Origin of the sequence: Herbaspirillum sp. alder98 (genome assembly GCF_020179755.1) — a bacterium.
Taxonomy (GTDB): Bacteria; Pseudomonadota; Gammaproteobacteria; order Burkholderiales; family Burkholderiaceae_D; genus Herbaspirillum.
The window spans coordinates 112,458-138,123 of the sequence record NZ_JAIUCY010000011.1; the positions used below are offsets into that span (position 1 = coordinate 112,458).

Consider the following 25,666-nt stretch of genomic DNA (forward strand, 5'->3'; position numbering starts at 1 on the left):
CCCGTTGTTGTCGCCTGGCCGCGAACCCGCTTGACAGTCGTCAAGTTACTTTTATAATGATAGTAACTACCATGATGGAAGTAACCCCCCGGAACGTTCCGGATCACCGACCACAAAGGACAGCAATGAACCAGCAGACCAACCTGGGCACCGCCCTCATCACCGGCGCCTCGGCCGGCATCGGCGCCACTTATGCGCAACGCCTGGCCGCACGCGGCCATGACCTGATTCTGGTGGCGCGCGATGCCGCCCGCCTGCAACAACTGGCAGAGCAACTCAAAGCGCGTCATGGCGTGCAGGTCGAGGTATTGCCGGCCGACCTCACCAAACGTGCCGATCTGCTGACCGTCGAACAACGCCTGCGCACCGATGCCGCCATCACGCTGCTGCTCAACAACGCCGGCATGGCGGTGCAGGGGCAACTGATCGACACCGATATCGACCGCGTCGAATCGATGATCCAGCTCAACGTGATCTCGGTCACCCGCCTGGCCGCCGCCGCTGCCGCGGCCTTCGGTGGGCGCGGCAGCGGCACCATCATCAACATCGCCTCGGTGCTGGCGCTGGCGCCCGAACTGTTCAACGGCGTCTACAGCGGCACCAAGGCCTATGTGCTGAACCTGAGCCAGTCGATGCAGCAGGAACTGGCCCCGCGTGGCGTGCGCGTGCAGGCCGTGCTGCCGGGCGCGACCCGCACCGAGATCTGGGACCGCGCCGGCGGCAGCGTCGACGACTTGCCCGCCGAGATGCTGATGGAAGTCGGCGACCTGGTCGACGCTGCCCTGTCGGGCCTCGACCAGGGCGAACTGGTGACCATTCCGTCGCTGCCCGCGCGCGCCGACTGGGATGCGCTGCAGGCCGCACGTCAGGCGCTGGGACCGAACCTGTCGCGCAACCGTCCCGCAGATCGCTATCTCGTCCATGCCGGCTAAGCCTGCCAGTCCCGTCGTGGCCGCCGCCGATTGTCCGGTGGCGGCCACACTGCAACTGGTGGGGGAAGGGTGGACCGTGCTGATCGTGCGCGACGCCCTGCGCGGCAGCACCCGCTTCGAGCAGTTCCGGCGCAACCTGGGGATTTCTCCGGCGATCCTGGCCCGGCGCCTGCAGACCATGGTCGCCGCCGGCGTCATGCAGCGGCGGCCCTACCAGCAACATCCTCCACGCGACGAATATCTGCTGACCGAGTCCGGCCGTGCATTGCAGCCCTTGCTGGCGGCGATGCGCCAGTGGGGCGAGCGCTATTTGTGCGCGCCCGACGCGCTATCGTGAATGCGGCCACAATAGCGGCAGCCAACCCCAAGGAGAACGGGATGAAGATCCTGATAGTAGGCGCCGGCGCTGTCGGCGGATATTTCGGTGCGCGTCTGCACGCGGCCGGTCGCGATGTCAGCTTCCTGGTGCGCCCGCGGCGCGCCGCGTTATTGCGTGAACATGGCCTGCGGGTGCGCAGCCCCTCGGGCGAGCTCGACCTGACCGACGTCAAGCTGGTCGACAGTGCCGGCCTGCAGGCGCAATACGATCTGGTGATCCTCAGCAGCAAGGCCTATGACCTGGATGATGCGGTAGCCTCGATGGCGGCGGCGGCGGTCGGTCCCGGCACGGCGATCCTGCCGCTGCTCAATGGCATGCAGCACCTTGATGTACTGGCGCGTCGATTCGGCAGCGAGGCGGTGCTGGGCGGTCAATGCGTCATCGCCAGCACGCTCGATGCCGATGGCGTCATCCGGCACCTCAACAGTTACGCCGGCCTGACCTTCGGCGAACTCGCCGGCGGCAGCAGCGAGCGTACGCGCCGGTTGGAGCAGGCGTTGACCGTGGAGGGGTTCGAGCTCAGGCAGAGCGATGACATCCTGCAGGCGATGTGGGAAAAATGGACCATGCTGGCGACCCTGGCCAGCGCCACCTCGCTGATGCGCGCCAGCATCGGCGACATCCTGCAAGGACCCGGCGGCCTGGCCTTCATCGAAGGTGTGCTGGCCGAATGCGCGGGCGTGGCCGAATTGGAAGGACATCGCCCGGGCGAGAGCTTTTATCACCGCACGCGCGGCATGCTCACCGAACACGGCTCGACGCTGACGGCTTCGATGTTTCGCGACATCGGCAATGGCAACCGGATCGAAGCCGACCATATCGTCGGCGACCTGATTCGTCGCGGTGAAGCCAAGGGCGCCAAGACCACGTTGCTGCAACTGGCCTACCTGCATCTGAAGGCGTATGAGGCGCAGCGCGAGCGGGTCGATCAAGCCCCTCACTGAGTCGGTGTCTTGCGTACCTCCCGCAGGCGCAACGCAAGACGCTGGGTCCTGACTTTCGTCAGGACGACGGAAGTTCAGTCATAAGTTTTCCGTCGTACCGGCGCAGGCCGGTACCCAGCGTCAGCAAGGCATCGTCACCATCCCCCACCCATGGCCCGAAAAAGTCCCACCGCCGCCCGCGCATTGTCGGCGTGCACCTGCGCCATCTGGTCCTGGGCGGCAATCAGCAGGCGATCTTCGGTGAGCACCTCTGCCAGGCTCGATAGCCCACCCTTATAGGCATCTTCGGCATTGCCGCGCGCCTGCTGCTGCGCGTGCACCTGCTGGGCAAGATCGCGCGACTGCTGCTCAAGCTGCAGCAGCACCACCACCGCATTCTCGACGTCCTCGGTGGCGCGCAGCATGCTGTGCCGATAGTTCGCCAGCGCCTCCGCATTGACTCCTCTGGCGCGGGCGATTTCGGCATCGATGCGGCCGAAGTCGAACAGCCGCCAGCGCAGTCCCAACCCGCCCTGCGCCTGCAGGCTGTCGGCCGTGAACAGTCCGGCCGCCCCCAGGCTCTGGACGCCCGCCAGCGCCGACAGCGACAGTTGCGGATAACGCGCCGCCTCGGCCACGCCGATGCGCGCGCTGGACGCCGCCAGACGTCGTTCGGCGGCGATCACATCTGGTCGCCGCCGCATCAGTTCGGCGCTGCCGGTGGCCACCGCAATGGCTGGCACCACGGCATCGACGCCCGGCTGGCCCAGTCGCGTCGCGAACGTGCCCGGCTGCACACCCAGTAATACATCGAGCCGATTCGACTGGCGTTCAAGCTCGATGCGGAGCGGCGGCAATGTCGCCCGCGCCTGCGCCAGTCGTGCCTGCGCCTGCGCTACTTCGCCCTGGCTGGCCAGGCCGTCATGCAGGCGCAGTTGCACCAGGTCGCCCAGGTCGGCGCTGGCGCGCACCTGTCGCAGCGCCAGTGCAAGCCGGGCTTGCGCGGCGCGAATCCGGAAGTAGGCGTCCGCCGTTTCAGCCGCGACCGTCACCCGCACGCCAGCCTGCATCGCCTGCGTCGCTTCCAGTTCGGCGTCGGCGGCCTGGGCGCCACGCTGGATGGCGCCGGCCAGGTCCAGCTCCCAGCTGGCGCCGCCGTCCAGTTCGAACAGGTTCTGGTTGCGCTCGTATCCGGGCAAGGTGCTGGCGATGCGTCCCAATGGGCTGTGCAGTGACTGGTGGTTGCGCGCGGCCTGGCCGGTGAGATCACCCTGCGGCAGGCCACGGGCGCCCGCCAGTTGCGCCACCGCACGCGCCTGCTCGACGCGTGCCATGGCAGCGGCCAGGTCGAGGTTCTGCGCCAGTGCACGCGTGACGATGTCGGATAGCTGCGCGTCGCCAAAGCCTTCCCACCAACGCTCCAGCGGCGGCATGGGCGTGGCGGTGGCGCGCTGCGCCAGTTGCGGGGCATGACGCAAAGGCGCGTCCTGGTAGTCGGGGCGATGGTAATCCGGACCGCTGCTGCACGCTGCCAGCAGCATGGCGCCAACCAGCGCCGCAGTCAGTGCGCGCAGGGAAGAAGGGCGAGGGTGTTCGATGGTCATGAGCGTGATCCGCCAAGTTACTTGCAAAATGATAGTGTCAAGTTTAAACTCACTATCGTTTTGAAAGCAACTCCTATCTTTTCATCCCACAGGTAACCGACACCATGAGCACCCAGACCACTTCCACCTCACCGACGCCGCGCCGCACCGGCTGGCTGAAAATCCTGTTGTTGACGCTGGTGGTGATCGCGCTTGTGGCATGGGGCGTGCATTGGTTCAGCATCGGGCGTCATGTCGAGAGCACCGACGATGCCTATGTCGGCGGCGACATCACCGTGATCGCGCCCAAGGTGGCCGGCAATATCGACGCCGTGCTGGTGCAGGACAACCAGGCCGTGCGTGCCGGCGAGCTGCTGGTGAAGCTGGACCAGCGCGACTTCCTGGCGGCGTTGGCGCGGGCCCGCGCGGCGGTCGCGGCGCAGCAGGCGGCGCTGGTCAATGCCGATGCCGAGCGTCGCCTGCAGGAGTCGGTCATCGAGCAGGGGCGCGCCGGCGTCAGCGCTGCCGACACCGAAACCGCGCGCAGCCGCGACGACTGGCAGCGCTATCAGAACCTGGTGGCGAAGTCGGCGGTGTCGCTGCAGAGCGCCCAGCGCGCCGATGCCGATTATCGCCAGGCGCAGGCCAACGGCCTGAAGGCGCAGGCGGCATTGGCGGCTACCCGGCGCCAGCAGGACGTGATCGCCGCGCGCCGCCAGCAGATCGAGGCCGCCTTGCAGCAGGCGCAGGCTGACCTGCAACTGGCGCAACTGAACCTGGCCTATACCGAGTTGCGCGCACCGGTCGATGGCGTGGTCGGCAATCGGCGTGCACGGCCTGGCGCCTATGCCAACCTCGGGGCGCAGTTGTTGTCGGTGGTGCCGGCGCAGGGTTTGTGGGTGGACGCCAATTTCAAGGAAAGCCAGATCGCTCACCTGCGTGCGGGCCAGGAGGTGGTGATCAAGGCCGACGTGCTGCCCGGCGAACGGTTCAGCGGCCATGTGGTGAGCCTGGCCCCGGCCACCGGCGCCCAGTTCAGCGTGCTGCCGGCAGAAAATGCTACCGGCAATTTCACCAAGATTGTCCAGCGGGTGCCGGTGCGCATTGCCCTCGATGGCGAATCATCGCGCCTGGGGCGGTTGCGGCCCGGCCTGTCGGTGACCGCCGATGTCGACCTGCGCGATAGCCGGAGCTGAACATGCGTGCAGCGCCTGCAGCACCACCCGCGTTTCCGGAGTTGTCGACGCGCCAGCGCGTGCTGGCCTTTGCCACCATGTGCGTGGGCATGTTCATCGCCCTGCTCGACATCCAGATCGTGTCGGCATCGCTGGCCGATATCGGCGGCGGGCTGTCTGCCGGCGCCGATGAAACCGCCTGGGTGCAGACCAGTTACCTGATCGCCGAGATCATCGTCATTCCGTTGTCGGGCTGGCTGTCGCGGGTGATGTCGACGCGCTGGCTGTTCGCTGCCTCGGCCATCGGATTTACCGCCGCCAGTTTGCTGTGCGGGCTGGCCTGGGATATCAACAGCATGATCGCCTTCCGGGCGCTGCAAGGGTTCCTGGGCGGCTCGATGATCCCGCTGGTGTTCACGTCGGCCTTTTTCTATTTCCAGGGGCACCAACGGGTGCTGGCGGCAGCCACTGTGGGTGCGCTGGCTTCGCTGGCGCCGACCCTGGGCCCGACCATCGGCGGCTGGATCACCAGCAGTTATTCGTGGCACTGGCTGTTCTTCGTCAACCTGGTGCCGGGGACCTTCGTGGCCATCGTGGTGCCGATGATGGTCAAGATTGATCGTCCCGATCCCGCGCTGCTGCGCGGCGCCGACTATCCCGGCATGCTGCTGCTGGCGCTGGCCTTGGGCTGCCTCGAATACACGCTGGAAGAAGGACCGCGCTATGGCTGGATGGGCGACGAGGTGATACGCACCACCGCAGTCGTGGCGGCAGTGGCGGGGATCGGCTTCATCTGGCGCAGCCTGAGCTATGCCCATCCGGTGGTCGACCTGCGGGCGCTGAAGCAGCGCAACTTTGCGCTGGGCTGCTTCTTCTCGTTCGTCACTGGCATCGGCCTGTTTGCCACCATCTACCTGACGCCAGTGTTCCTGGCGCGGGTGCGCGGTTTTTCTGCGCTCGACATCGGGCTGGCGATCTTTTCGACCGGCCTGTTCCAGATTCTGGCCATCCCGTTCTACACCATGCTGGCGCGGCGTATCGACCTGCGCTGGCTGATGATGTTCGGCCTGGCCTGCTTCACGCTGTCGATGTGGAACTTCACCCCGATCACCCATGACTGGGGCTGGCGTGAGCTGTTGTTGCCGCAAGCCTTGCGCGGCTTCTCGCAACAGTTCGCGGTGGCCCCGGTGGTGACCCTGACCCTGGGCTCGCTGGCGCCGGAGCGGCTCAAGCTGGCCTCGGGACTGTTCAATCTGATGCGCAACCTGGGCGGCGCGATCGGCATCGCGGTGTGCGGCACCATCCTCAACGATCGCACCAACCTGCATTTCCTGCGGCTGGCCGAGCATCTCGATGCCGGCAACGAAGCCATGCTGGAGATGCTGCGCAACGGCGCCGGACATCTGCAGGGCATGGGCATCGCGCCCGGCGCGGCCGAGGGCGGCAGTCTGCGTTCGCTGGCACGCCTGGTCATGCGCGAAGCCCAGACCCAGGCTTGTGCCGATGCCTTCTTCGTCATCATGCTGTGCCTGTTGACGGCGACGCTGATGGTGCCGTTGATGCGCCGCGTGGCGCCGCCCAAGGCGCCCTCGCCGGACGCGCATTGAGTTGGCCTGTCAGTCGCGATTGGGGCCGCGCGAAGGATAGCGGCGCAATTGCATGAATGGTTCCGGCATCCATGGCCGCAGGGCGATGATCAGCGCGCTGCCATTGCGACGCTCGAGGGGCAGGTTCAGGTCTTGCTGATGGGCGCTGAGAAACTCGGCCGACAGCCGGTTCATCGCGCGCTGTATGCCGGCGTTGGCTTCGTCGGACAAGGTGCCGCTGACCATGATCATCTTCTCGCCCGGCCGGTCGAAGTGGGAGTTGAAGAAATCGTTGCGCAACTGGGCGCGAAAGTATTGCTGGATGGGGCCGCCCGGCAGCCACGAGAAATCCGGCGCGACCTTGACCCGGATCCGGTTGTTGGGCAGCAGGTCGAGAATGCCCAGTCGGTCGAGCCGGGTGAGCAGGCCGATGCAATCGGGCAGGCTCAGCGAAAACGAGTCGACCATCTCTTCCAGGCTCCACTGGTGCAGCGCATGCACCGCCACCAGCAACAGTCGCGGGTCGGCCACCAGTTCTTTTTCCTGGGTGACGGAGAGGCGCGAAGGCACCGGCTCTTCAGTGGAAATCATGCGCGCCAGGTCGCTGATCTGCAGGCCCAGCATGGTGCAGATCTGGTCCAGCCGTTCCAGCGTGAAGCTGCGCTCGGCGAATACCCGCTTGATACTGGCTTCACTCAGCCCCAGCCCCTTGGCCAACTGGCCGTAAGTGATACCGCGCGCCTTGAGCACGTTCTTCAACGCGTTGACCAGCGATTCCGCCTGCGCCATGACCCACCCTTATCGTTATTGTTCCGGCCAGTATTGTATTTCGATACCAATTGTCACGGAAAGTGCGCTTTGTGCTGTCGCGCTCAACAGTGCGCCACGGCGTTGTTACATTGCGCTTCGCCGGCTCGGTCATCGGGACTGACACCGGCCACAACGTTTGAGGAGAACACCATGAAAACCAGCATCCTGCGCCGCCTGACCCTGATCTCGCTGACTGCCGCGGCCGTGTTCTGCGCGCCGGTCCATGCCCAGTCGACCCCCAGCAACGCATCGGCAGTCTCCGTCGCGGCGTCGGTGCTGTTGCCGGCCGCCTTCATCTCGGGCGCCGGGCAATATGTGGTCAAGGGCGTCCAGGCCTCTGCCGACGGCACCGTCTATGTGCTGGAAAACGTCAGCAATGGCGTGCGCGGTTCGGTCACGCTGGCGGCCAATGCAAGTGGCGCGGCATCGGTCGGCGTGGGTGAATCGGTGAAGTTCGTGGCCACTTCGGCCGGCATGCTGCTGGTCTCGGCGGGCAAGGTATTGGCTATCATCCCCAGCGAACTGGGTCGCGCATTGATGAAGAGCGAGAAACTGTCGTGAGCCGGGCCATGATCATGAACAAGCTCATGCGCATCGTGCGGCTGGCGCCGCTGGCCATGCTGGCCTGGACGCTGTCGTCGCCGGTTCAGGCCGGCCAGGCCTGCGAGCGGGTCGAGCCCAGCGAGACCCTGGTACGCCAGGAACTGGAACTGGCGGTCAAGACCATCGACCGTCTCAACGCCAGCGGCGCTGAGGTGGTCATCATTGGTCGCATCGGCCAGGACCTTGGCAAGTACGGGCAGAAATATTCGCACCTGGCATTCGCCTATCGCGATGGCGCCCAGTGGAGCGTGGTCCACAAGCTCAACGAGTGCGGCACCGCCGTCAGCAATATCTATGAACAGGGCATGGGCCAGTTCTTCATGGATGACCTGTTCAAGGTCGAGGCGCATGTGGTGGTGCCGCGCCCCGAAGTGCAACAGCGCCTGCGCGAAGCAGTGCGCCGCGAGCAAGCCGTGGCGTTGCACGAGCCGCGCTACAACATGCTGGCCTACCCGTGGGCCACCCGCTACCAGCAATCCAACCAGTGGCTGATGGAAACCCTGGCGCGCGCCATCGAACCGCAGATCGCCAACCGCGAACAGGCGCAGGCCTGGCTCAAGTTCAAGGGCTACCAGCCGGCCACACTCAAGCTGGGTCCGATGACGCGTCTGGGCGGTCGCATGTTCAAGGCCAACATCGCCTTCGACGATCATCCGGATGAAAAGCGATTCAGCGATAGAATCGAGACCACGACGGCCGATTCGGTGTTCGACTTCCTGCAGAAGTCGGGACTGGAACTGAGCCACTTCACTATCGATCTCTAACATCACGTTCGCCGCTGAAGCGCTCATGCGGCGAATGCTCCATCTCACATGCCGCAACCTGCTTCGCCGTTCCTGTTAGTCATGGCCGCCCTGGCCTTGATGTTGTCCTGGTCTACCGCCACGCATGCCGCCGGTGGTGATGCCGTGGCCGGTCGCGCCGCTTTTGCCAAGTGCGCCAGTTGCCATCAGGTCGGCCCATCCGCGCGTGGCGGCTTTGGCCCGCAACTGCAGGGCGTGATCGGGCGGCGTGCCGGATCGACTAACGATTTCAAGTATTCGAGCGCGATGGCCAACGCCAATTTCGTCTGGACCGAAGAGCGCCTGCGAGCCTTCATGAAATCGCCCGGTGACGTGGTGCCGGGCAACAAGATGCGCTTCTGGGGCATCGGCAGCGAGCGCCAGATCGACGATATCCTGGCCTACCTGCGCAGCACCCGCTGAGGTCCTAGGGCCTGTTCACATTAAATCTGCGAGTGCGAGAGGTCGGCAAGCGTTGTCTGGCTAGGCGTAGCGACGCGCCGTAGTGGTGCTACGGCAAGGAGCTGCAACAACGGCAGGCGACGCTTGCCGGCCTCTCCCGAAGGGTTGCCCCCATGCGGCGCGCTGGCTGCGTTGCACGGCAAGGCTGGTGGCGCGACCACCAGCCTTGCCGCACGCCTTGCCAGCACGCCGCCTGGGGGCAACGCATCTCGCAGATTTAATGTGAACAGGCCCTAGTCGCCGTCGCGTGCGGGCAATCCCAAGCGACGTCGCGCCAGGTGCACCGACCCGTTGCGCACCGCCCAGCGGATCGGTCGCGCAGCCAGCCATACCGAACGTTGCAACAGCCATGCGCGGCGCGGTGAGAGCGGCGCGATGTCCAGCATCTGCTTGGCCGCGGGTGGCAGCAGGTCGACGCCGGCATGCATCATCAAGCGTGTCCACGGCAACGCCAGCGCATTCGGCGCCGGTGCCTGCATGACCAGTTCCAGGGTCTTGCGGGTGCGTTCGTCGCAGCGTAGTTGCGGGCGCATCGATTGCAGGTAAGCGTCCATTGCAGCGCCCGAACGGGGCACATCACGCGCGCCCAGGGCAAGGGCGACGGTGGCGATCTCGTCGTAGTAGCGATCCTGCTCCGAGGCCGGAAAACCGGGATTGCGGTAACGCACATAAGCACGCAGGAAACAACTGACTTCGGCGCAGTGGACCCAGCTCAGCAGCTCAGGATCGCTGGCGGCATAGTGGCGGCCATCGCTGGCGTGGCCGGAAACGCCCAGGTGAATCTGCCGTACGCGGGCGATGAGCCGTTGCGCATCGTCGCGCCCGCCGAAGGTGGTGCCGGCGATGAACTGGGCAGTGCGCCGCAGGCGTCCCAGCATGTCGGCCTGGAAATTGGAGTGATCCCATACCCCCGCCAGCGCCAGCGGATGCAACATCTGCAACATGAGCGCGCCGACGCCACCGATGAGCATGGCCGTGAAATCGCCATGCACCTGCCAGGCGGCCGAGTCCGGCCCGAACAGCCCGGGGTCGCCCGCCGGGCGCAGAAAATCGGCGCTGCCGGGCGGCCGGCTGATGGCCAGCACGCTGGCTTCGATACGCTGACGCAGGAATTCCATGGGGTGAGAATGTTAGAAGGCAGACACGGGAAGGCAGTTTGCCACAACTGTCATCGGCCGATGCTTGCTGACATTTCTGTCAGAAAAAATTCCCGCTGGCGAGCCGTCATGGCGCGTTGTGCGCCGCTACAATAGCCCACGCCAAATGGTTGCCCACTAACAAAAATGCAAGTTCCGGCCCGATGCGACGCACTGGTCAGGAAAGGGGAGGCAGTCGCGGCACGGTTGTTGCTATACGAAGCTTCAGGCATCACGTATCACGCATCAGGGAGTGCAGCCGTTCGAGGGCTTGACGCGGCCGCGCATGACATAAAAAAGCAAGCGGGAGAGGGTGGCGACCATGGGTCGTCAGGGCGCACCGATGACACTCGGCGCTGCGCACACTCGCGGTTTGATGAAATGAGTTCCAGTCCATGAACATGGTCGCGCTGGCCTTGCGCCGCCCGTACACCTTCATCGTGATGGCGATGCTGATCGTCCTGGCTACGCCATTGACGCTGCTCAACATGGCCACCGATATCTTCCCCGAGATCAATATCCCGGTGGTCAGCATCATCTGGAACTACAACGGCCTGTCGGCGCAGGAGATGGGACAGCGCATCGCCGCCCAGAACGAGCGCGGCCTCACCACCGTGGTGAGCGATATCGAGCACATCGAATCGCAGTCGCTGGCCGGGGTGGCCGTGATCAAGGTGTTCTTCCAGCCCAAGGCCAATATCCAGAATGCGATTTCGCAGGTGGTGGCGTCGGTGCAGTCGCAGCTGCGTCAGCTGCCGCCGGGCATCACGCCGCCGCTGGTGATCAAGTATTCGGCGTCCAGCATTCCGGTGATGCAACTGGCGCTGTCGTCGCCGTCGCTGCCGGAGCAGGCGGTGTTCGATGCGGCAGTGCAGACCTTGCGCCCGCAGTTGATCACCATTCCGGGCGTGGCCGTGCCGTTTCCCTATGGCGGCAAGACCCGGCTGATCTCGGTCGACCTCGACACCCAGGCCATGCAGGCGCGCGGCCTGGCGCCGATCGACGTGGTCAATGCGGTCAATACCCAGAACCTGATCCTGCCGTCCGGCACCGCCAAGTTCGGCGCGACCGAATACACGGTCAAGATGAACGGCTCGCCGGAGGCGGTGGCCGGCCTGAACGACCTGCCGGTGCGCACCACCAACGGCGCCACCATCTATATCAAGGACGTGGCCAACGTGCGCGACGGCTTCTCGCCGCAGACCAACGTGGTGCGCCAGGATGGCGCCCGCGGCGTGCTGCTGTCGGTGCTCAAGAATGGCGGCGCCTCGACCCTGGATATCGTCAACAACCTGCGCAAGATGTTGCCGGTGGCGTCGCAGACCATGCCGGAAGACGTCAAGATCACGCCGCTGTTCGACCAGTCGCTGTTCGTCAAGGCGGCCGTGGCCGGCGTCATCAGCGAGGCCCTGATCGCGGCCGGCCTGACCGCTGCCATGGTGCTGCTGTTCCTGGGTAACTGGCGTAGCACGCTGATCATCGCATTGACCATCCCGCTGTCGATCATGGCGGCGATCCTGGCGCTGGCGGCGCTGGGCGAGACGCTCAACCTGATGACGCTGGGCGGCCTGGCGCTGTCGGTGGGGATCCTGGTCGACCAGGCCATCGTCACCATCGAGAACATCGAGCGCCACATGCATCTGGGCAAGCCATTGCACGATTCGATCATCATCGGCGCCGGCGAGATCGGCGTGCCCGCGTTCGTGTCGACGCTATGCATCTGCATCGTGTTCGTGCCGATGTTCTTCCTGTCGGGCGTGGCGCGCTTCCTGTTCGTGCCGCTGGCCGAGGCGGTGGTGTTTGCGATGGTGGCGTCGTACATCCTCTCGCGCACCCTGGTGCCGACCATGGTCATGCTGCTCATGGGCAGTCATGGGCAGGTCGATCAATCCAAGCAGAGCCTGTTGCAGCGCGTGTACCTGGCCTTCGATGCGCGCTTCGAACGGGTGCGGCGGGGCTACACGCTGGTGCTGTCATCGCTGCTGGCGCACCGGCGCCGGTTCGCGTTCGGCTTCCTGGGCTTCTGCCTGCTGTCGTGCCTGCTGTATCCATTCCTGGGGCGTGACTTCTTCCCCAGCGTCGATGCCGGCCAGCTACGCCTGCACATGCGCGCACCCACCGGTACCCGCATCGAAGAAACCGCGCGCCTGGCCGACCAGGTCGAGCGGGTGATCCGGGAGCTCATACCCGAGCATGAGCTCGAGACCATCCTCGACAACCTCGGCGTGCCCAACTCGGGCATCAACCTGTCGTACAGCAACGCCGGCACCATCGGCACGCTGGATGGCGAGATGCTGATGGCGCTGAAGGAGGGCCACCGTCCCAGCGAAGAGTTGATGGCATTGCTGCGGGCCGAGTTGCCGAAGCGGTTTCTGGGCGTGGAGTTCTTCTTCCAGCCGGCCGACATCGTGACCCAGATCCTCAACTTCGGCCTGCCGGCCGCGATCGATGTGCAGTTCACCGGCCCCAACATGGAAGCCAATGCCGAACTGGCCGCCGAGCTGACCAAGAAGATCCGCCAGGTACCGGGCGCGGTCGACGCCCACGTGCACCAGCGCCTGGACGGTCCGGCGCTGGACCTGCGCATCGACCGTACCCGCCTGCAGCAGTTCGGGTTGTCGGCATCCAACGTCGGCCAGAACCTGTTGATTGCGTTGTCGGGCAGCTCCCAGACGCAACCGGCGTTCTGGCTCAATCCCAACAATGGGGTGGTCTACAGCATTGCCGTGCAGTCGCCGCAATACGCCGTCGATTCGCTCGACGCCTTGCTCAACATACCGGTGGGCGCCGGCGCCAACGCCGCTGTCAATGCCGCGCTACCCAATGCCAGCACCCAGTTGCTGGGCAACCTGGTCGATGTGCGCGCCGGGCGCCAGATGGCGATTGCCTCGCGCTATAACATTTCACCGGCCATCGATGTGTTCGTCAGCGTCCAGGGCACCGACCTGGCCAGCGTCGCCAGCCGGGTCGACAAGCTGGTCGACGAGATGCGGCCACGCCTGCCGCGCGGTACCCAGGTGGCAGTGCGGGGCCAGGTCGAAACGATGAAGTCTTCGTTCCTCGGCCTGGGGGTGGGACTGGCGATGGCCATCGTGCTGGTGTACCTGCTGGTGGTGGTGAACTTCCAGTCGTGGATCGATGCGGCGATCATCATCGCGGCCTTGCCGGCGGCGCTGGCGGGCATCGCCTGGATGCTGTTCATCACCGGCACCACGCTGTCGGTGCCGGCCTTGACCGGCGCCATCATGACCATGGGGGTGGCCACCGCCAACAGTATCCTGATCGTGGCGTTCGCGCGCCAGCGGCGGGAAGAGGGCGCCACGCCATTGGCCGCCGCGCTTGAATCGGGCTCGACCCGCATTCGTCCGGTGCTGATGACGGCGCTGGCGATGATCATCGGCATGATCCCGATGGCGCTGGGCCTGGGCGAGGGTGCCGAACAGAATGCGCCGTTGGGGCGCGCGGTGATCGGTGGGCTGTTGTTTGCCACCGTATCGACATTGTTTTTCGTGCCGGTCGTGTTTGCCGGCGTGCATCAGAGACTGGCCCGCAGGGCGCAACGGCGCAACCCGCCCGCGACCTCGGCCAACCATGTGCCAGGAGAGGTTTGAGTCATGTCGCAAGAACGTCATTCCGAATTGGGTATCCATGCCCTGCCCGACGAGGCCGAACTGGCCAAGCGACAGCAGATGATGCGGCGCGCCAGGCTGGTGCTGGTGGTAGTGCTGGTACTGCTGGCGGCAGGCGCGGCGCGTACGCTGGTGAGCCGCGCGGCCAATGCCCGCGAACTCGAGACCGGCACCGCCGAGCGCGCCAAGGTCTATGTGCGCGTGACCGATGCCAGGAGCACCGCCGAGGGACAGACGCTGGTCCTGCCGGGTACGCTGCAGGGTTTCGTGCAGTCGCCCATCGCGGCCCGTTCCGGCGGTTACCTCAAGCGCTGGTACAAGGACATCGGCGCCGAAGTGAAGAAGGGTGATTTGCTGGCCGAGCTCGATACCCCTGAAATCGACCAGCAGTTGTCGCAGGCGGTGGCGGCCCGCGCCCAGGCAGCAGCCAGCATGGACCTGGCCAAGAGTTCGATGGCGCGCTGGGAAGCGCTGCGCAAGAAGGACGCCGTGTCGCAGCAGGAACTCGACGAGCGTCGCAGCGCCTACACCCAGGCCACGTCCAACCTGGCCGCGGCCGAGGCCAACGTCCAGCGTCTGCGCCAGGTGGAAGGCTTCAAGCGTATCGTCGCCCCGTTCGCCGGCATCATCACGCGCCGCAATGTGGATGTCGGCGACCTGATCGATCCGGGTGCGGGCCGGGCCTTGTTCGTGCTGTCGCAGACCGATCCGCTGCGGGCCTATATCAACGTGCCGCAGTCGTATGCCAACCTGGTCAAGGCGGGCCAGAAGGTGACCATCACCCAGGCCGAATTGCGGGGGCGCAAGTTCGAGGGCAAGGTAGCGCGCACAGCGGGCTCCATCGACCCTGCCACGCGCGCCATGCAGATCGAGGTCAGCCTGCCCAACAGCGACAATGCATTGTTGCCGGGCGCCTTCGTCCAGGTCGCATTGCCGTTGCCGTCCAGCGGCATGCTGCTGATATCGGCCGACACCCTGATGTTTCGTCGCGACGGCGCCCAGGTGGCGGTGCTGGATGAAAACAATCATGTGCGCCTGAAGAAGGTGCGGGTGGGACGCAACCTTGGCTTGACGGTGGAGGTGCTGGATGGCCTGACGGGCAACGAGCGGTTGATCCTCAATCCTTCCGATTCGCTGGCCGAGGGTGACGTGGTCGAGCCTGCCAAGGAGGTCAAGAAAGAAAAAGCCGGCGCCGACGGCGACAAGAAGAAGGCGGCATCGTGATCAGCAGGCGCGTCACGATCACACTGGCCGGCGTCGCCTTGATGATGACCCTGGCCGGTTGCGCCAGCGGACCCGATTATGTCGCGCCGCAAGTCGACATGCCGGCAGCCTGGACGCCAGAGGCGCCGTGGCGGGTGATGCAGCCGCAGGATGCCGCCGTGCGTGGACCGTGGTGGGAGCGCTTCGGCGACGCCCAACTCAATGCGCTGCAACAGCAGGCGCTGGGCGGCAACCAGACCCTGGCGATTGCCGTGGCCCGGCTGGCGCAGGCGCGCGCGCAACTCAACGTGGCTGCGGCCGGACAATCTCCGCAGGTGGGCATCAACGCCCGCGCTGCGCGCTCGCGCATCTCGGCCAACCGCCCGCTGACCAACTACAACTCGCCTAACTACGGCACCGTGCAGAACGACTTCGCATTGGGCCTGGGGGTGAGCTACGAGCTTGATTTCTTCGGGCGCGTGCAGCGCGTGGTGGAAGGCGCCAGCGCACAGGCTCAGCAATCGGCGGCCGACGTCGAGAACGCGCGCCTGTTACTGGGCGCCGAGTTGGCCAGCAATTATTTCAACCTGCGTGAGCTCGATGTCGAGATCGACGTGGTCAAGCGCTCCATCGCCCTGCAACGCCGCGCGCTGGAACTGGCGACATCGCGCCATGACCTGGGCGCAACCTCGGGACTGGACGTCGCGCAGCAGCAGGCCTTGCTGGACAACACCCTGACCCAGGTCGACATCCTGGGACGCCAGCGCGCGCAATACGAGCATGCCATCGCCACGCTCACCGGCACGCCGGCGCCGGTCTTCGCCATCGCGCCCTCGACGGCGCCGATCCAGTTGCCGCCGATCCCGTTGGGCGTGCCCTCGGATGTGCTTGAGCGCCGGCCCGACATCGCCAGCGCCGAACGCGCCATGGCCGCCGCCAATGCGCAGATCGGGGTGGCCAGCGCCGCCTATTATCCGAGCTTCATGCTGTCGCCTTCGTACGGCGTGGACAGCCGCAACTGGGGCAGCCTGTTCAACGCGCCCAGCCTGTTGTGGTCGCTCGGCGTATCGGCCAGCCAGAGCCTGTTCGACGCCGGGCGTCTGCGTTCCGGCGTCGATTTCACCAAGGCCGGCTATGAAGGGGCGGTGGCCAGCTATCGCCGCACGGTGCTGACCGCGATGCAGGAAGTCGAAGACGGCATCACCGGCATCGCCGCGCTGGACCGCGCCTACCAGCAATCGCAATCGGCCATCGCCAGTGCCCGGCGCGTGCTGGACCTGGCCAACAGTCGCTATGACGGCGGCGTGACGCCCTATCTCGATGTCATCACGGCGCAGCAATCGTTATTGAACAGCGAACGACAATCGGCCCAGTTGATGGGGCAGCGATTGCTGGTGTCGGTGTTCCTGATCAAGGCCCTGGGCGGCGACTGGCATGAGCGTCGCGACGACGGATCGGCGCCGCCTGCGGTGAAGGCAGACCGGCCGTTCTGAGGCAATGGGAATCAGGCAAGGGGCATCAGGCAAGGGGGCAGGGCGTGTTGGCCAGCGAGCGCTGGATCTCACTCACCAGGCGTCGGTATTGCGCTTCGGTGAGCACCCACGTCGGCCCTTCGGCGCTGTGCCGGATGTCTTCAGCATCGGGGGCGGTGGGCAGGGCGTGCATGGCGTCGGGCGCCAGGCCGTATTCGATGACCCGACCACGAGCGTCGGTGAACCTGAGGATGGTGTGCTGCACCAGGTCGTCCCCCAGCAGATCGACCCGCACCTTGACGGTGGGATGCACGCTTAGCTCCTTCGCAAGAAAAGGCAGCCGTCGCCATCGTGGCCAGGATCTGCCTGGCGCATAGTCTCGGGGAAGGGTGTCTTGAGTGCTATCGAAGGAATGCAGGATTGCCAGGATTTTGTGATGCAAGGAGGTCACGCATCACGGATGGCTGCCGCCGGGTGACCCACCATGCCGTTTCCCCTGCCATGCATGCGTGAAATGCGTCCGCCCGTCGGCTGTCAGACCTGGCGCACTATCGGCGCGGTCGGGGTTCGCATGGACCAGGCCAGCCCCGCCACGATGGCCGCTGCGCCCACCAGCAACGCCGGGCGCAGCGTCTCGCCCAGCGCCAGCGCCGAGATCGCCAGACCGAACAGGGGCGACAGCGCACCCAGCATCAATGCCTTCACGCCGAGCTTGGCCACCACCCCGTTGAACATCGCCACGCTGAGCACGCTGACAAGTACGCCATGGAAGAAGGCCTGCAATGCCAGGGCGCTGGCGGGGTGCGCGAAGGCCTGCATGCCGTGCAGCATCAGGTAGGGCGCGACGTAACTCAGGGACAGCACCTGCACCAGCGCGACGACATCCAGCGGTCGCGTGCCCCAGTGTTTGTTGAGCACCATGTACCAGGCCCACATGAAGGCCGAGAGCACGAACAGCAGGTCGCCGCGCCAGGCGCCGTCGATTCCCGCGGCCGCCTGCCCGTGCAGGCTGTCGAAGCCGATCAGGGCGATGCCTGCCAGCAGCAAGGCCATGCCCGCCATCGAGAAGCGTTCCGCGCGCTTGAGTACGAAGCGGCTGATCAGGGCGCCGAACAAGGGCGTCAGGCCGGGATGGATCAGTGCCCCATGCGAGGCCGGGGCATAGCTGACGCCGCCGATCAGGATCAGGCTGAACAACGGGCCTGACAGCATGAACAGGCACAGCGCACGCGGCCAGCCGATGCCACAGGCGTTGCCCAGGCCACGCATGAGCGCATAGGGCAGCATCAGGAGGCCGCTGGCGAGATAGCGCACCAGGGTCGCGTCCTCGGCCGACAGGCCCAATTGATAGCCATAGCGCGACACCACCGGTTGCGCGCCCCAGATCAACGCCACCAGCACGCCTTGCAAGATCGAGGTGGACATCGCCTACAGCACCGCGTAGTCGTTGTTCTTCAGGTCGGTGATCAGCATGTGGCCGGGCGCATGGGTGATGCACAGCGTCGGGCGCGCCTGCAGCAACGCCACCTGCGGCGTGACGCCACAGGCCCAGAACACCGGCAGCTCGTCGTCGGCGACGGTGACGGCATCGCCGAAGTCCGGTCGCGCAAGATCGTCGATGCCGATCAGCGCAGGGTCGCCGATATGCACCGGCGCCCCGTGCACGCCCGGGAAGCGCGACGTAATCTGCACCGCCCGAATGGCGTCGGCCGCCTTGAACGGGCGCATGCTCACCACCATGTCGCCGCCGAACTTGCCGGCCGGCAGGGTCTGCAGCGAGGTGCGGTACATCGGCACATTGCGCCCCTGGTCGATGTGACGGATGGCGATGCCGTTGTCCAGCAGCGAGTGTTCGAAGGTGAACGAGCAGCCGATGGCAAAGGTGACCAGGTCGTCGCGCCAGAGGCTGGCGATGTTCTCGGCTTCGGCCTTGAACTGGCCATGTTCGAATACCCGATAGCGCGGCACGTCATGACGCAAGTCGAGATCGCTGCCCATCGACGTCGGCGCGAAGTCGCCCGGTTCGCTCACGGCCAGCACCGGGCAAGGCTTGGGATTGCGCTGCGCGAAGCGCAGGAAATCATCGGCTTCGGCGGCCGGCAACATGACCAGGTTGACCTGCACGTAACGCGATGCCAGGCCGGCAGTGGGCGCGGGCCAGCCGCCGCTGCGAATCAGGCGGCGGCATTGGGCAGCGGTGGAAGTGGCGTCGAGTGCGGCTGGGGTGGTCTGCATCAAATTCTCCTGGAGGCGGTGAGGGCGCGCGCAGGGAAGACCGCCTTGATCACGCCGGCGCGTGTGTTCCCCATGTCACTGGCGAAAATTCTAGGCTCCGCAGATAATTAAAGATAATTACCATTTGACGTCATCAAGATAAAAAATATTTATCATGCGACCTAGCCTGCAGCAGCTTGAGAGCTTTTACTGGGTAGCCCGATTGGGCAGCGTCCACGCCGCCGCGCGGCACCAGAACCTGACCCAGCCGGCGGTCACTGCACGTTTGCGTGAGCTGGAAGACATCGTCGGTGAACAACTGTTCGATCGTGGTGGCTACAAGCTCGGCCTCAAGCCGCGTGGGCGCGAGCTGTTCGGGCTGGCCGAGCAGATCCTGAAACTGGCCGAGCGCTTCTCGGGGGCGCGGCCGGAAGATGCCCCGGGCCTTGGCCTGCTGCGGCTGGGGGCCAACGAATCGTCGGCCATGATCGGCTTGTCGACCTTCCTGGCGCGCCTGAAGTTATTGTTTCCGAAGCTGCGGGTCGAGTTGCAGGTAGACATCGGCACCGAGCTCAGTCGCCGCCTCAATGCGCGCGAGCTCGACATGGCCATCCTGAGCAGCCCGATGTCGGCCGCCCACATCGTCGACGAGCCATTGGGCAGCGTCGATCTGCAATGGGTGGCGCCACGGTCTTTTCGTCCACCGGTGCGCGTGCCCGGGCCGCAGGACCTGGCGCATTGCACGGTATTGAACCTGGTCGCGCCGTCGTCGTTGCAATCGGCCACCGTCAACTGGTTCGGGCCGCATGCCGCCATCGTGCCGGCCGGCGGCAGCTGCAATTCGATTGCGCTGATCCAGAAACTGGTGGCCGACGGTCATGGCATCGCCATCGTGCCCGGACCAATGGCGCGCGAGGCAGCCGCCAGCAGCGCGTTGAAGATACTTAAGGTGAACCCCGCCGTGCCACCCATCAATTATTTCGTGTCATATCTGCAAGAACTGGCGCCAGCCGCGCGTGAACAGATCGTTCCGCTGGCGCGCGAAGTGTTCATCGACTGTGGCTTGATCCGTCCGCGCGCCTGAATCCTGTTGTTCGGCGACGACCAATGCTGACGGCATTGTCAGCCTGGCGCCAGGCAATGCAGCAAATGCTGGCTAAAGCCATCGGTGCTTTTCGATATGGGCTCAGGATGAGGTGCCTAGAATGCAAATTGCGATATTGCATGCTTAGCCGATTCGAGGGCGCCATGACCTGGTTCTACAACCTCAAGATAGCCAGAAAACTTATTCTTTCCTTTGCCGCCGTGATCGTCCTGACGGTGATCCTTGGTGTGTTTTCTTTGCGGCAACTCAATGCCGTTAATCAGGCGTCGACCGACATCGCCCAGAACTGGCTGCCGACGATCAAGTCGGCGCAGGCCATCCAGGCTTCGCTGCCGCGCATGCGCATCTCCGAATTGCAGATGCTGACGTCCCAGCAGGAGAGCGACCGCACCGATGCCGAGAAGGCCATCAAGTCGCGCCTTGAAATCCTGGCCAAGCAGCGTGCGGCCTACGAGAAGCAGATCTCGGAGCCCGAGGAAAAAACCATCTACGAGCAATTCAGCAAGACCTTCGCGGCCTATGTCGAGATCGACAAGCAGTTGACTGCGTTGAGTACGGCTGACAAGACCGAAGAGGCGCGCGCCCTGTTCAAGGGTGAATCCAACAAGCTGTTCCGGGCCATGAACGAGCAGCTCGATGGCATCGTCAAGGTCAACGACAGCGGCAGCGCCCGTTCGGACGAGCTGGCCGACCATGCCTACGCATCGGCCCGGGTGTGGATCGTCGGCTTGCTGGCGGCGATCGTGGTGATCGCGTTCGGCCTGGCCCTGACCGTTGCGCGCATCGTATCGCGCCCCCTCAACGATGCGGTGGAAGTGGCGCAGCGCGTGGCCCAGGGTGACCTGACCGTGGATATCCGCGCCACCAGCACCGACGAGACCGGCATGCTGATGCATTCGCTGAGGGCCATGAACGACAGCCTGCAACGCATCGTCGGCGAAGTGCGGGTCGGCACCGATACCATCGCCACGGCATCGGAAGAGATCGCCACCGGCAACCTCGACCTGTCGTCGCGCACCGAGCAACAGGCAGGCTCGCTGGAAGAAACGGCGTCGGCCATGGAAGAACTGACCGCCACCGTCAAGCAGAACGCCGACAATGCGCGCCAGGCCAATCAACTGGCGGTATCGGCTTCCGAGATCGCCATCCAGGGTGGCGACGTGGTGGGCCAGGTGGTGCAGACCATGGGCTCGATCAACGAATCGTCGAAGAAGATCGTCGATATCATCAGCGTGATCGATGGCATCGCCTTCCAGACCAACATCCTGGCCCTGAATGCCGCAGTGGAAGCAGCACGTGCCGGCGAACAGGGACGTGGCTTTGCGGTGGTGGCATCCGAAGTGCGTTCGCTGGCGCAGCGCTCGGCCTCGGCCGCCAAGGAAATCAAGGGCTTGATCGATGACTCCGTGGAGAAGGTCGGCGTCGGCAGCCAGCTGGTCGAGCGGGCCGGCGCCACCATGTCGGAAGTGGTCGCCAGCGTGCGGCGCGTGACCGACATCGTGGGCGAGATCACTTCGGCCAGCCACGAGCAGAGCACCGGCCTGGATGAAATCAATCGCGCCATCACCCAGATGGACGAAGTCACCCAGCAGAATGCGGCACTGGTCGAAGAAGCTGCAGCCGCGGCCCAGTCGTTGCAGGACCAGGCTGGCAAGCTGACGCAGGTGGTCAGCGTGTTCAAGCTCAATCGGGCCTGACGCGAACCTCAGGCGAGCCTGATGTAGGCATGAAAAAAAGGACAGCCATGCGGCTGTCCTTTTGCATGTGCGGTACAACTAATTCGAAATTGGACCTTATCCGGGACGTAGTTTCCCGGACCGCGTGGCGCTGGACACGAGAATGTTTTCATGTCGAAACATTCGTTCAGCCAATTCTTCCGGCGAGGTTCTCCCGCCGCCGATTCGCGCGAGCTGACGCGCGAACATTTCTTCTGGATCGTGCAAAGCCTGTGTGCGCTGCATCGCACGCCGTTTTCTTCGGCATTGCTGGCAGAGCAGTTCTGCGCGCCTTACTGCGCAGGCTTGCTGGCCAAGGCGCTGGAACAGGCGGGCTTCGATGTGCAGCCTGGAAGACGCAGCCTCAAACGCCTGCGCACCCTGGTCGCGCCGGTGCTGTTGTGGCTGCACCCGCTGCCTGATAGTGGTGACCAGCGCTACCGCCCGTGCCTGCTCCTGGGGCGTGATGACCGCAGCGCATTGATCGCGCTGCCAGGGCAGGCCGGCCCGGAAGAGATCGGCATCGACGAACTCGCGCAGCGCCATACCGGCGATGTGCTGCTGGTGTCGCGGCCGGTGCGCGAACCGACCGATGGCGACCCGGACGGGCGGGCGCTGCGCCGCCCATTCGGTTTCGCCTGGTTCGGTCCCGAACTGCTGAAGTACCGGCGCCTGTGGCAAGAGGTCCTGCTGGCTTCGCTGGTGATACAGCTGATGGCGCTGGGCACGCCGTTGCTGACGCAGACCATCATCGACAAGGTCATCGTGCATCACACCCGCAGCACACTGGTGGTGCTGGTGATCGGAATGGCCTGCTTTGCGTTGTTCTCGGCGCTGCTGTCGTGGTTGCGCCAATACCTGATCCTGCATACCGGCAACCGCATCGATGCCAGCCTCGGCGCGGCCGTCTTCGAGCATCTGCTGCGGTTGCCGCCGGTGTACTTCCAGCACCGGCAGACCGGCGTGGTCACGGCACGCCTGCAGGGCGTCGAGACGATTCGCGAGTTCCTCGCCGGTGCTGCCATCACGCTGATCCTCGACCTGCCTTTCCTGATGATCTTCGTGGGTATCATGTTCTACTACAGCACCTCGCTGGCGCTGATCGTGCTGGCGGTGCTGGCCATGGTGATGGGCCTCAGCCTGGCCGTAGCACCCCTGTTCCAGGCCCGGCTGCAACGGCAGTTCATGATGGGCGCCCGCAACCAGGCCTTCGTGACCGAATACGTGGCGGCCATCGAGACCGTCAAGTCGCTGCAACTCGAGCCGCAACTGCGCAGTCGCTACCGCGGCTTCCTGGCGGCCTATCTGCAGGCTGGTTTTTCGACCCGCCAGCTAGGCAATTCCTACGACACCGTGGCCGGCCTGCTGGAGCAGGCCATGACCCTGCTGATCCTGGGCATCGGCGCCTACACCGTGATGGAGTCGCCCGAATTCACGATCGGCATGTTGATCGCCTTCCAGATGTTTGCCGCCCGCCTGTCGCAGCCGATGATGCGCCTGGTCGGCCTGTGGCAGCAATTCCAGCAGGCGCGCCTGGCGGTGGCGAGGTTGGGCGACCTGATGGATGCCGTCCCCGAGCCCTATGTGCTGCAGCCCACGCGGCAAGCGCAGCGACGTGGCGAAGTCAGTATCGTCGGGCTGGGGTTCCGCTACGACAGCCAGCAGCCCTGGCTGTATCAGGGCCTGTCGCTCAACATCGACAGTGGCCAGACAGTGGCCGTGATGGGCGCGTCGGGTTGCGGCAAGAGCACCTTGGCCAAGCTGCTGCAGGGCTTCTATGTGCCTCGGCAAGGCCGCATCCTGATCAACGACATCGATATCCGGCACCTGGGCGCCAATGAGCTGCGCCGGCACTTCGGGGTGGTGCCGCAAGAGACCACGCTGTTTGCCGGCACCATCCTCGACAACCTGTTGCTGGCCAATCCGCTGGCCAGCTTCGAGCAGATTTGCCAGGCCACCCGCATGGCCGAGATCCATGCCGACATCGAAGCCCTGGGGCAGGGCTACCAGAGCGAGATCGGTGAACGCGGCGTCGGCCTCTCCGGCGGGCAGCGACAGCGCATCGCGATTGCCCGGGCGTTGCTCAAGCGTCCCGAGATCCTGATCTTCGACGAAGCCACCAGCGCGCTTGACGGCGTCACTGCCGCCGCCTTCGCCCAGACCGTCAATCAATTGCGGGGCAAGGTCACGATGCTGTTCATCACCCACGGGCTGCCGCCGGGCCTGGTGGTCGATGCGCTCTATCGCATCACACCGCACGGGGTCGAGGCCATGACACCACCGGTGGCCGCCGAGGACGCCACACCATGAGCGCGCCATCGGTAACGACCGCATCATCTGCCGCCACGCCAGCGGACGACCAGGCAGCTCCGTCTAAGCTCAGCGCGGGCTGGCTTCATCCACTGGCCGCGCTCGAACATGAAGATCCGGGTCAGGTCGCGCGCGTGGTGCTATGGAGCGTCTGCCTGCTGCTGGCCGTACTGTTCATCTGGGCTTGCGTGGGCAAGCTCGATGTCGTCGCCAGTGCCCATGGCCGCCTGGTGCCGCAGACCCTGCTCAAGATCGTGCAGCCGGCCGAGCCCGGGGTGGTGCGTGAGCTGCTGGTCGACGAGGGTGATCAGGTGGTTGCCGGCCAGACGCTGGTGCGACTCGATACCACCGTGGCGCGCGCCGAACGTGTCGGGGTCGATAGTGAATTGATGCGCCAGCACATGCAACTGCGGCGTGTGCGTGCCGAGTTGGGGCAGCGTCCGATGCAGCGGCGGGCGAGCGACGATCCGCAACTCTTCGAGCACGTGCAGCAGCAATACGCCGCGCGACATAGCGCACATCTGGACAACCTGGGGCAGGAGCGCTCGGTGTTGCGCCGTGCCGAACATGAGCACGACAGTGCACTGCGTCAGCAGCGCAAGCTGGAAGATACGCTACCGGTCTATGAAGAATCGGCGCGTGCCTTCGGCGCGTTGCAGCGCGAAGGCTTTGCCAGCGTGCTGGCCGCCAGCGAACGCCAGCGCGACGCTACCGAAAAGCGCGGCGAGCTCGACGCCCAGCGTGCCATGGTGTCGGCGCTTGCCGCCGCGATCCAGGCGCAGTCGCGTCGCCTGGCGCATAGCCAGAGCCACTACCGGCGCGAACTCGAAGAAGAACAGGCGACGCTCCTGGCACGTATTGCGCAATTGCAGCCAGACCTGGAAAAAAGCACCTATCGCGAAGGCCTGATGGAACTCAAGGCGCCCGCAAGCGGCGTGGTCAAGGACCTGGCCACCACCACGGTGGGCGCCGTGGTGCAACCGGGCGATATCCTGTTGACCATGGTGCCGGCGGATGAACCGTTGTATGCCGACGTGCGGGTGCGCAACGAAGACGTCGGGCTGGTCCGCGAAGGGCAGCAGGTGCAGGTCAAGCTGGCGGCGTTTCCGTTCCAGCGCTACGGCATGATGAACGGCAGCGTGCAGCATCTCGGGGCCGATGCCAGCCAGCAGAAGGAAAATGACACCGGCCTGCCGCCGTACAAGGCGCGCATCCGGCTCGACCGGCAGGCGCTGGAGGGCGTCGACGGCAAGCGACACGGCCTGCTGGCCGGCATGCAGGTGACGGCCGAGATCCACCTCGGTCGTCGCACCGTCCTGCAATATCTGCTTTCACCGATCCAGAAGACGCTGCACGAGTACGGTCGCGAGCGTTAAGTCCCATCCATTTCACTCTTTCAGCATCACCGGCGCGCCTATGTCAGGGGCGCCGGCATCGGCCCGTCAAGATGATCCCGTTGCGCTGTCGATGCACAAGTCGGCAGCAAATCTCGCATTTTCTTGCAGGCAGATCGCGTCGGTTCTCGCGTGAGCGCGATTCATTGCTCGTCATCCGAACGACAAGATGCATGCTCTGCGCAGCGTCAGGATGCCGACCGTCAACGTCTTGCAAATCCTGTTCGACAAACTGTCCGCTGTCCGGCCGCCG

At 65.1% G+C, this 25,666-nt stretch carries 21 protein-coding genes; 15 read left to right on the plus strand and 6 right to left on the minus strand.

Annotated elements, in window-relative coordinates; translation table 11 throughout:
- Nucleotides 1-125: 125 nt before the first annotated feature.
- Genes LBW87_RS20515 through panE form a run of 3 tightly spaced genes read left to right on the plus strand, consistent with a single transcriptional unit; the run spans nt 126 to nt 2,255 of the window.
- On the plus strand, nt 126-932 hold the full coding sequence (locus LBW87_RS20515; RefSeq protein ID WP_225203324.1) for an SDR family NAD(P)-dependent oxidoreductase: 807 nt from the start codon (nt 126-128) through the stop codon (nt 930-932).
- A complete protein-coding gene (locus LBW87_RS20520; protein ID WP_225203325.1) occupies nt 922-1,269 on the plus strand; it encodes a winged helix-turn-helix transcriptional regulator in 348 nt (115 codons plus the stop codon). Before LBW87_RS20515 ends, LBW87_RS20520 begins: the two co-directional genes overlap by 11 nt.
- 41 nt (nt 1,270-1,310) lie before the next feature.
- Nucleotides 1,311-2,255, plus strand: a complete 945-nt coding sequence (gene panE / locus LBW87_RS20525; protein WP_225203326.1) for a 2-dehydropantoate 2-reductase — start codon at nt 1,311-1,313, stop codon at nt 2,253-2,255.
- Between the two features lie 134 nt (nt 2,256-2,389).
- Here panE and LBW87_RS20530 read toward each other — a convergent pair whose 3' ends face one another.
- Nucleotides 2,390-3,838, minus strand: a complete 1,449-nt coding sequence (locus LBW87_RS20530) for an efflux transporter outer membrane subunit (RefSeq protein WP_225203327.1) — start codon at nt 3,836-3,838, stop codon at nt 2,390-2,392.
- A 104-nt stretch (nt 3,839-3,942) separates the two neighbouring features.
- Between LBW87_RS20530 and LBW87_RS20535 the strand changes: the two genes are divergently transcribed.
- Nucleotides 3,943-5,013: an HlyD family secretion protein gene (locus tag LBW87_RS20535; protein WP_225203328.1), complete on the plus strand. Its 1,071-nt coding sequence runs from the start codon at nt 3,943-3,945 to the stop codon at nt 5,011-5,013.
- Between the two features lie 2 nt (nt 5,014-5,015).
- The gene (locus LBW87_RS20540) at nt 5,016-6,599 is read left to right on the plus strand and encodes a DHA2 family efflux MFS transporter permease subunit (protein ID WP_225203329.1); all 1,584 of its coding nucleotides are present in this window, start codon (nt 5,016-5,018) and stop codon (nt 6,597-6,599) included.
- A 9-nt stretch (nt 6,600-6,608) separates the two neighbouring features.
- Here LBW87_RS20540 and LBW87_RS20545 read toward each other — a convergent pair whose 3' ends face one another.
- Nucleotides 6,609-7,367 (minus strand): helix-turn-helix domain-containing protein, encoded by a 759-nt coding sequence (locus tag LBW87_RS20545; RefSeq protein WP_225203330.1) that lies wholly within the window; start codon nt 7,365-7,367, stop codon nt 6,609-6,611.
- 171 nt (nt 7,368-7,538) lie between these two features.
- On the opposite strand from LBW87_RS20545, the gene LBW87_RS20550 reads away from it, so the two are divergent.
- From LBW87_RS20550 to LBW87_RS20560, 3 genes are all read left to right on the plus strand, one after another.
- Entirely contained in the window at nt 7,539-7,949 is a 411-nt protein-coding gene (locus tag LBW87_RS20550) for a hypothetical protein (protein ID WP_225203331.1), read from the plus strand.
- 14 nt (nt 7,950-7,963) lie between these two features.
- On the plus strand, nt 7,964-8,755 hold the full coding sequence (locus LBW87_RS20555) for a DUF2145 domain-containing protein (RefSeq protein WP_320442746.1): 792 nt from the start codon (nt 7,964-7,966) through the stop codon (nt 8,753-8,755).
- Between the two features lie 81 nt (nt 8,756-8,836).
- Nucleotides 8,837-9,196 carry a c-type cytochrome gene (locus LBW87_RS20560; protein ID WP_225203351.1) on the plus strand — a complete coding sequence of 120 codons (360 nt, stop codon included), beginning with the start codon at nt 8,837-8,839 and terminating at the stop codon, nt 9,194-9,196.
- Nucleotides 9,197-9,468: 272 nt separating this feature from the next.
- Here the strand turns inward: LBW87_RS20560 and LBW87_RS20565 are convergent, their stop codons facing one another.
- Nucleotides 9,469-10,353, minus strand: coding sequence for an oxygenase MpaB family protein (locus LBW87_RS20565; protein WP_225203332.1), 885 nt, complete (start codon nt 10,351-10,353; stop codon nt 9,469-9,471).
- A gap of 413 nt (nt 10,354-10,766) precedes the next feature.
- Here LBW87_RS20565 and LBW87_RS20570 point away from each other — a divergent pair, with 413 nt between their 5' ends.
- The 3 genes from LBW87_RS20570 to LBW87_RS20580 are packed head-to-tail and all read left to right on the plus strand — an operon-like array spanning nt 10,767 to nt 16,696.
- Nucleotides 10,767-13,982: an efflux RND transporter permease subunit gene (locus LBW87_RS20570; protein ID WP_225203333.1), complete on the plus strand. Its 3,216-nt coding sequence runs from the start codon at nt 10,767-10,769 to the stop codon at nt 13,980-13,982.
- 3 nt (nt 13,983-13,985) lie between these two features.
- On the plus strand, nt 13,986-15,224 hold the full coding sequence (locus LBW87_RS20575) for an efflux RND transporter periplasmic adaptor subunit (RefSeq protein WP_225203334.1): 1,239 nt from the start codon (nt 13,986-13,988) through the stop codon (nt 15,222-15,224).
- A 41-nt stretch (nt 15,225-15,265) separates the two neighbouring features.
- Nucleotides 15,266-16,696, plus strand: coding sequence for an efflux transporter outer membrane subunit (locus tag LBW87_RS20580; RefSeq protein ID WP_225203352.1), 1,431 nt, complete (start codon nt 15,266-15,268; stop codon nt 16,694-16,696).
- 25 nt (nt 16,697-16,721) lie between these two features.
- Here the strand turns inward: LBW87_RS20580 and LBW87_RS20585 are convergent, their stop codons facing one another.
- The 3 genes from LBW87_RS20585 to LBW87_RS20595 all read right to left on the minus strand — a co-directional run bounded on the left by LBW87_RS20585 (nt 16,722) and on the right by LBW87_RS20595 (nt 18,910).
- The gene (locus LBW87_RS20585) at nt 16,722-16,988 is read right to left on the minus strand and encodes a hypothetical protein (RefSeq protein ID WP_225203335.1); all 267 of its coding nucleotides are present in this window, start codon (nt 16,986-16,988) and stop codon (nt 16,722-16,724) included.
- Nucleotides 16,989-17,209: 221 nt separating this feature from the next.
- Nucleotides 17,210-18,100, minus strand: a complete 891-nt coding sequence (locus LBW87_RS20590; protein ID WP_225203336.1) for a DMT family transporter — start codon at nt 18,098-18,100, stop codon at nt 17,210-17,212.
- 3 nt (nt 18,101-18,103) lie between these two features.
- Nucleotides 18,104-18,910 (minus strand): putative hydro-lyase, encoded by an 807-nt coding sequence (locus tag LBW87_RS20595; RefSeq protein WP_225203337.1) that lies wholly within the window; start codon nt 18,908-18,910, stop codon nt 18,104-18,106.
- A 154-nt stretch (nt 18,911-19,064) separates the two neighbouring features.
- Between LBW87_RS20595 and LBW87_RS20600 the strand changes: the two genes are divergently transcribed.
- From LBW87_RS20600 to LBW87_RS20615, 4 genes are all read left to right on the plus strand, one after another.
- Entirely contained in the window at nt 19,065-19,973 is a 909-nt protein-coding gene (locus LBW87_RS20600) for a LysR family transcriptional regulator (RefSeq protein ID WP_225203338.1), read from the plus strand.
- A gap of 164 nt (nt 19,974-20,137) precedes the next feature.
- On the plus strand, nt 20,138-21,691 hold the full coding sequence (locus LBW87_RS20605) for a methyl-accepting chemotaxis protein (protein ID WP_225203353.1): 1,554 nt from the start codon (nt 20,138-20,140) through the stop codon (nt 21,689-21,691).
- 150 nt (nt 21,692-21,841) lie between these two features.
- A complete protein-coding gene (locus tag LBW87_RS20610) occupies nt 21,842-24,019 on the plus strand; it encodes a peptidase domain-containing ABC transporter (RefSeq protein ID WP_225203339.1) in 2,178 nt (725 codons plus the stop codon).
- Complete coding sequence (locus tag LBW87_RS20615; protein WP_225203340.1) at nt 24,016-25,395, plus strand: HlyD family type I secretion periplasmic adaptor subunit; 1,380 nt, start codon at nt 24,016-24,018, stop codon at nt 25,393-25,395. The genes LBW87_RS20610 and LBW87_RS20615 overlap by 4 nt, the downstream gene beginning before the upstream one ends.
- Nucleotides 25,396-25,666: the final 271 nt, after the last annotated feature.